The organism is Bradyrhizobium sp. P5_C11_2 (assembly GCF_054049755.1).
The window spans coordinates 1-4,797 of record NZ_JBFULT010000571.1; the positions used below are offsets into that span (position 1 = coordinate 1).

The window sequence follows — 4,797 nt, forward strand, 5'->3', positions numbered from 1 at the left end:
GTATTCTGGACATCGGACAACAGGCCCCCATTTCCGTTCGGCTCGACGGAGACCGCCTCGTTCTGGTCGAGGGACTGCATCGGCTCGAAGCCTGCAAGGCGCTCGGTGAGACAACCATTATCGGTGTCCTGGTCCCGGCCGAGCTTGCTCAACACAAGCCGCTGCTGTCCGAAGGACCCGAAGTCGAGGCAGAGCGCATCAAGATGGCGCGATTGAAAAAGCTGCGCCTCGAGAAGGAAGCCGCAGAGACATCGACTGCTGCCTTGAAGAGCGTCAACGAAATGGAATCACCGCGCGCCAGTCCGGCGAAAGGCGTCCGCGGCAATCCGACGGCATCACTGGGCCGGACTGCGAAATCGACACCGAAAACATTGTCGGATTGGATCACGCAGCAAAAGGGCAACGGCGGCCGCTATTGATTGTCGGCTCCAGAATTTCGGTGCCAGCGCGCTAAATTCGTTTGCTATCGCCGGATCGGCTGCTCCGGCTAACTTTCGCATGCAACCCCGATTAAGCTCGTAGGATGGGTTGAGCGCAGCGATACCCATCGCTCATAAATCATATCGTGCGAAGGCGATGAGCTTCGAAATACGAAAACCTACCTGCATACTTTAGTCTTTCCGCGGAAGCGATACCCATCATTTGGCGTGATGGGTTTCGCCAGGGGCCCAACCTATCCTGCGTTCGACGCGCCGTTGTGTCCCGTCAGGACTTGGACGCAAGTACTTGAACGTCAGTACTTGAACGTCAGTCCTTGGACGTCAGTACCCTCACTTCATGCCCGAGCCGGTGGTTGGCTTCGTGCTCATGCCGGTGGTCTGACCTGGAGCGTAATTCGACGCGCCGGGGCTGGTCTTCTTCGAGGCCTTCGCGTGGTGCATCGCGTGCTGCTTCTGATGTCCAGGGGCGTAGCTGGATGCGCCCGGCTGGCCTGTCTTGGAACCCGATTGCTGCATCTCCTGACCTGGCGCCTTGCTCGACACGCCCTGAGCAAACACGGCTGGTGCTGTCGCCACGAGAGCCGCAGCAGAGAGCGCAATGATCATTGTTTTCATGTCATCCTCCTCTCAACATGCCCTCCCAATGCAACGAAATGAACCAACGGCCGTTCCCCTGAACGAACGTTCATGGTGAGAACAGCCAACCCATCCGCTTTCGCCGCGGTAGCGGGATGATGGGTCTTTCGAAGCGGATCATGCCGCGCGACAAAACCGGATCACGACTGCTCTATCAGCATCGGTGAACCGAGCTCTTCGAAATGAAACAGCTGAAAGACCCGCTGGCCGTTGAAGTCGAGCACTCTCAAATCATCGGTCTCGTGCAGATTGCTTTCGACCGCGTGAAAGTGCCCGCCGTAGCGCTCTCTGGCGAGCGCCAGGGGAACCTCGAACGCGACGAACTTGCCGATGCCTTTCTGCCTGAGCACTCCAAGCAGCTTCTGGTCGTCCAGGGACTGGTGCGAGGTGAGAATGAGCAGCGGACCGCTCGCCGTGAGCAGCAGAAGCGATTTCATCGGATCCTCCTTTGCGCCCCGCCTACCTGATCTTCCCCAGGCACTCCTTCAGGCGCTCCAGCTCCGTCCGAACCTGCGCCTCCATGGCGTCTTGCAATGCGAGTATCCCCCTGCTGGCCAATTCCGCGGAGGCCTTTCTGTCCAGGTTCTGCTTCCAATCCCGGATGGCTTGCCTGGTGGCCCTTTGGGCCTCCAACGTCGTCTTACCGTACTCCTTCATGCAGGCGTCGGCCATTGAGCAGGTCTGGCACTCCTGGGCCGCGGCCGGACCTGAAAGAAGCAAGGCGAGTATCGCGGTAGGGACCCTCATGGCGCTTCCTCCCGCGATAGCATAGCACGTCGCCGGGATGCCCGGGGGAGCAGCGCCCGGCTGTTTCAGCAACCGTAGCCCGCCATAATTTCTCCTTCGCACGCGCGTTGTGTTGGACAGCGGCGAGACCTATCCTTCCAACGATCGGACTGCCTCCCATTGACGCCCGACTGGATGGAGAGCGCATCGGTGCCTGACACGAACGACCCCAAACCTGATCATCAGAAGCCTGATGACCAGAAGCCTGATGCCCCCAAGCCGAACGAGGCGCGCGGCGATGGCGGGCTGGCGCGGGCCTACGACCAGATCAAGAGTGCAGAGCAAGACCTGGCGCGGCTGGACCGGCTGGTGTCCGGAATGGAACGCGGAAGCGAAGCCCCGCGAGCCTCGCAGGCAAGCGCCGGTGCGGAGGCAGCCAAGGCCCCCAGGGACAAGGCGCCGGCGCCGGATAACAGGGGTCGCGATCAAGGCCTGAAGGGAGATCGGCCCATGCTGCGCGCTTTGGTTGGCCTCGTGCTGGCGATCGGCATTCTCGGCGCCGCCTTCGCTTCGCAATATCGCGATGAGGCCAAATCGATCATGGCGAGATGGGCTCCTCGGGCCGCGAGCGAGCCCCCGCAAGCGTCCGCGGTCGAAAGTCCGCCGCAGCCGCCGGTCGTGCGACTGGCTGCTGTGGATGAGCCGACGCCGGCGCCCGCGCCACCGCCCGGCAAGGCAACGGAAAGCGCTCCAAAACCTGACGCCTCAAGACCTGACACTCCAAGACCTGACGCTCAAAGAACTGGCGCGACAGCGCCTGACCCGTCATCGCCTGATCTCGCGCAATCGCTCAAGACCATCACCAGCGAGCTTGCGAGCATCAACGGAAAGCTCGAGCAACTGAAAAGCCGCAACGAGCAGACGCTGCGCGAGCAGGCCGACACCATTCAACAGCTCAAGGCGGCGCAGGAGAAGGATGCGGCGGACAATGCGCGCCTCGCCGCGCAGGTCCAGGCGCTGCAAACGCAACTGACGGCTTCACCCGCACCGGCATCCGCGAAACCCGCCGTGCGCAGCGTGGTCAACGAGACCGCTGCGCCTGCACGGCCGCACGTRCAAGCGGCCGCACCGCGGCGGCCGAGGCCCCCGCCGCGAGGCCCCTGGATGCCCCCGCCCTATATGGTCGACCCTTACGGCGATCCGGATTGGTGAGCTGGCGCAGGTCGAGCACGTGTAGCCCGGATGGGCGAAGCGACATCCGGGGAACAATGGGGCAAGGTCCCGGATATCGCTTCGCTCATCCGGGCTACTCGCTGCCACTGCAATTTCCGTAATTCTAGGTCTACCTGACGCCGGAGGAGCCAAGGTCTTCGGCGACACGATCGATCGGGTCCTGGATGGCAACGGGCCCAAGGCCGCCTTGCTGCGCATCCGGCGGTGGGGACCGACGCACGCCGGCTCCGAAAATGTCGTGCACGAGCCCGAGTTTGCCAAGCCCGAGAATGATCAGGCCGTTGATGTCGATCTCGTACCAGGCGTGCGACAGGTAGGCGTCGCGCGGAAACCGATGATGGTTGTTGTGCAGCCCCTCGCCGAAGGTGAGGAACGTGGTCACCAGTTCGTTGGTCGTGCCGTCATTGGTCTTGAAGCGGCGGTAGCCCCAGCGACCGTCGCTGTGGCAGACCGAGTTCACCAGCGAGGTGGCCATGGTCATGATGTAGCTGCGGAACAGGCCGGAGAACAACATGCAGCCGATCATCGTGTGCACGCCGCCGAACGCGTAGCCGATGGCGCCCGGAATGATCACGGCCGACAGCGCGTACCAGTACCAGCGCGTCCTGGTGAAGAACATGGAGATCGGGTCGGCCAGAATATCCTTGGCGTAGTATTCGCCGTCGGTGGTCGCCTGGTCCCACACCCAGCCGCCCTGCGCATGGGACATCCCCTTGGCGAAGCTGGCAAAGCGGTTGCCGGCGCCGTCATAATAAGGGCTGTGGACGTCGCCGGGCTTGTCGGAGTGGAGATGGTGGCGGCGATGATTGCTCACCCATTTCAGGATCGAGCCCTGCACCGCCAGCGTGGCGACCGCGGCCAAGATCGCCCGCATCACCGGACCGCAGCGAAAACTCCGGTGCACGAAGTAGCGATGCATGAAGCCGATCCCGACCGTGGTCAGCAAGAACATGCCGACGAAGACCGACACCTCCACCCGGCCGATGCCTTGCCAGAATGCCCAGACCAGCGCAGCGATCGAACCACCGATCATGAAGCCGAACGCGATGTAGGAATCGAGAAACTTGGCGTCGACCACCGGGCCTTCAAACAGCACGCCCGGCGGCATTTTCCGCTCCGCATTGTCGTCCGACGCCACGCCCTCAATTGCAGTCATTCCAGCCGTCCATTTACGAAAAATTAACTGTTCTGCAGCGCACCGTACAACCGAGGGTTATTTTGAGCAACAACGCGGTCGGCCGTAGGAGCACGGAACAGGGACCTGAAAAGACGCTCTCGGCGTGACGTGAAGCCGGATTTCAAAGCAATATCATCAACTCCGCCAGGTGATGGGTTTCGCAAGGGCTCAAGCCATTTACCCTGTTCCCGGAAAACCCATCTCCCAGAAGACCCATGCCAAGGAAAAGCAACAGCCTGCTCCCTCGCCATCGCAATATCCGGCGGAGCGCCCGCTGGGTGCGAAAGACCTTCGCGCGCGCACCGCGGATGGCTCGGATCGCGGGTGGCGCGGCGATCCTGCTTGGGGCCATCGCGCTGCTGAACATCGCCTATCACATCGTCCGCAAGCCGACCGAGCTGTTCGTCCTTGTCGGCAACGCGCTCGACAAGGAGCCGGCCGAGACCTGGCGGCAATACGGGGCGCTGTTCCGCAAGCATTCCACCGCGACGATCACGCCGGAATTGCTGGCCGCGCTGGCGCAGGTCGAGAGCTCGGGCAATCCGGTGGCGCGCACCTACTGGCGCTGGCGATGGAGCCTCAATC

6 protein-coding genes and 1 pseudogene are annotated in these 4,797 nt (G+C 62.3%); 3 read left to right on the plus strand and 4 right to left on the minus strand.

Features of this window, described 5'->3' with window-relative positions; genetic code table 11:
• The coding region (locus ACXJL8_RS34260) for a chromosome partitioning protein ParB (protein WP_456686388.1) at positions 1–419 on the plus strand (419 nt) is incomplete at its 5' end.
• A 351-nt stretch (positions 420–770) separates the two neighbouring features.
• Here the strand turns inward: ACXJL8_RS34260 and ACXJL8_RS34265 are convergent.
• The 3 genes from ACXJL8_RS34265 to ACXJL8_RS34275 all read right to left on the minus strand — a co-directional run bounded on the left by ACXJL8_RS34265 (position 771) and on the right by ACXJL8_RS34275 (position 1,748).
• Positions 771–1,055, minus strand: a complete 285-nt coding sequence (locus ACXJL8_RS34265) for a hypothetical protein (RefSeq protein WP_456624327.1) — start codon at positions 1,053–1,055, stop codon at positions 771–773.
• Between the two features lie 161 nt (positions 1,056–1,216).
• On the minus strand, positions 1,217–1,513 hold the full coding sequence (locus tag ACXJL8_RS34270) for a cytosolic protein (protein WP_456624328.1): 297 nt from the start codon (positions 1,511–1,513) through the stop codon (positions 1,217–1,219).
• A gap of 22 nt (positions 1,514–1,535) precedes the next feature.
• Entirely contained in the window at positions 1,536–1,748 is a 213-nt protein-coding gene (locus ACXJL8_RS34275) for a hypothetical protein (protein ID WP_456686389.1), read from the minus strand.
• Positions 1,749–1,997: 249 nt separating this feature from the next.
• Here ACXJL8_RS34275 and ACXJL8_RS34280 point away from each other — a divergent pair, with 249 nt between their 5' ends.
• Positions 1,998–3,014 carry a hypothetical protein gene (locus tag ACXJL8_RS34280; RefSeq protein ID WP_456624334.1) on the plus strand — a complete coding sequence of 339 codons (1,017 nt, stop codon included), beginning with the start codon at positions 1,998–2,000 and terminating at the stop codon, positions 3,012–3,014.
• 130 nt (positions 3,015–3,144) lie between these two features.
• On the opposite strand, the gene ACXJL8_RS34285 is transcribed toward ACXJL8_RS34280, so the two are convergent.
• Positions 3,145–4,191 carry an acyl-CoA desaturase gene (locus ACXJL8_RS34285; RefSeq protein WP_456624329.1) on the minus strand — a complete coding sequence of 349 codons (1,047 nt, stop codon included), beginning with the start codon at positions 4,189–4,191 and terminating at the stop codon, positions 3,145–3,147.
• A 236-nt stretch (positions 4,192–4,427) separates the two neighbouring features.
• On the opposite strand from ACXJL8_RS34285, the pseudogene ACXJL8_RS34290 reads away from it, so the two are divergent.
• A pseudogene (locus ACXJL8_RS34290) lies at positions 4,428–4,797 on the plus strand (lytic transglycosylase domain-containing protein); the annotation flags it as partial.